Annotated in this window: 2 protein-coding genes; both read right to left on the bottom strand. The window is 47.8% G+C overall.

Going from position 1 to position 1,790, the window contains the following annotated elements; genetic code table 11:
* A partial coding sequence (gene ltrA, locus VTH8203_RS22130) for a group II intron reverse transcriptase/maturase (protein WP_096995604.1) occupies positions 1 to 1,130 on the bottom strand: 1,130 nt, incomplete at its 3' end.
* A gap of 181 nt (positions 1,131 to 1,311) precedes the next feature.
* Positions 1,312 to 1,455 (bottom strand): hypothetical protein, encoded by a 144-nt coding sequence (locus VTH8203_RS24665; protein WP_158296217.1) that lies wholly within the window; start codon positions 1,453 to 1,455, stop codon positions 1,312 to 1,314.
* Positions 1,456 to 1,790 lie beyond the last annotated feature (335 nt).

The raw sequence follows: 1,790 nt of genomic DNA, 5'->3' as shown, positions 1-1,790 counted from the left end.
ATGCTGCAACTAAAGTCCCCTGAAAGCTCTTTTACTAACGCATGAGTAAATGCTTTCGCCTTAACCTTTGGTATTGTAGTAACGACTCGCATGTTTCCTCTAGGACCACGTTTTCGGATAATCCGATGCCCCAAGAAGACGAAGCCATCGTTCACATGCGTGATATGGGTTTTCTCCATATTCAGCGTGAGCTTTAACTTCCCTTCAAGGAACAGTCGACATTCGTCTCGGATATTTTCAGCATCTTGTTTTGTCCCTTTGACTACGAGAACAAAGTCATCGGCATAACGACAGTAGGCAACCGCTGGTTGCCACTGCCAGTTATTTTCAATTGCTGAACGGCGCCCTATCTTAATGCTGTAGTTTAAGTACCATCGGTCTTTACGTGCTTTCTTACTCAGATAGCGTTGATGAAGATACTGGTCGAACTCATTAAGCATGATATTCGACAGTAATGGAGAGATGACGCCGCCCTGAGGTACACCCTGATGCGTTGCACAGAACAGGTTTCTCTCAACATGCCCTGACTTGATAAAACGCCAGAGTAAATCAAGAAAACCATTGCAGCTTATCCGCTTACGTACACACTTCATCAATAGTCGATGATGTACAGTATCGAAGTAACTGGATAGGTCACCTTCGATTACCCATCGACCACGAGTGTCTGTAGAGTCAGTGAGCTGTAATCTGACTGTGCGGATCGCATGGTGCACGCTGCGCTCTGGTCTGAAGCCATAAGATAATGAGTGGAAATCATTTTCCCAAATTGGCTCCATTGCCATCAGCATTGCCCGTTGGACTATGCGATCACGCAGGGTTGGAATGCCCAGCGGGCGTTGCTTCCCATTTGCTTTAGGTATATAGATGCGTCTAGCGGACATAGGCTGGTAGTTACCGGATTGTAGTTCCAGCCTAAGCTCACGTAGATAGTCGCCCAATTTCCCTTGCAGGTGATGTTTAGTCACACCATCCACTCCCGGTGTTCTGGCTCCTTTGGAAGAGAGAGTTTTCTCTGCCGCATGGTATAACCAGTCCGGATGAGAGATTAGCCGAAGCAGACGGTCGACCCTGCGGGTTTTGTCGTCTGCTGTCCATGTTGCTAGCTTGTGTTGCATTTCACTGATTATCAAAGGTCTTCACCTTATTGCAGTCAGCTAGTTCGCTGACACAAGTTAATTAAGCTGTTCCCCTTCGCCATGTAATGGGCTTTCCCCATCTCAGACTACTACGAGAACTCCGTCAGCCTGTTTGTCATCGGGGGCATGCTCCCTTTACATTCCAACAGACCTTCCCCGGTTTACCTATCTGAACTCAACCGTATTGGGGTGGATGCTGATCGCAGTCTTTAACCTTATCGTTCTGTAAGGTGATGATGCTAAGAAGCTGACCTGTGATGACACTTCTTTCCATTTCAGAGGCATACATTTCCTCTTTAAATCGGTGTGTATTGACCATACCTCTATCAATCACACAACATCATACCGCCTGATAACTCGTGTAGGCGGTGGCGACATTTCAGCCCATAGATGCGGGTTAATCAGTTCATGTTCTTCATCCGTCCAATACTCAGCCTAGAGGAGCATCTTGGCTTAACGAGTTCGCCTCACTCCCCGTTGTCAGCGGGTTACATCACCTTACCAGCATCGGTAAGTCACTGCCGCCCAGACTCATAAGCAGTCACAGCCCTGCGTAGCCACAGCCTCTCGACCTCTTGTCTCGTAGTCTGTGGATTTCAGATAGACTCGTGGTTCAATTTAAGCATCCATGCTAGCCCTGAACTCCGGGCACAC

This window comes from Vibrio thalassae (assembly GCF_900089835.1).
GTDB lineage: Bacteria > Pseudomonadota > Gammaproteobacteria > Enterobacterales > Vibrionaceae > Vibrio > Vibrio thalassae.
The sequence above is the reverse complement of the archived record's forward strand: the minus strand, read 5'-3'. Positions and strand labels throughout refer to the sequence as shown.

What these genes read in the sequence shown, in the direction of transcription:
- VTH8203_RS24665 (WP_158296217.1), bottom strand. Translation starts at nt 1,455, where the DNA reads ATGGTCAATACACACCGATTTAAAGAGGAAATGTATGCCTCTGAAATG.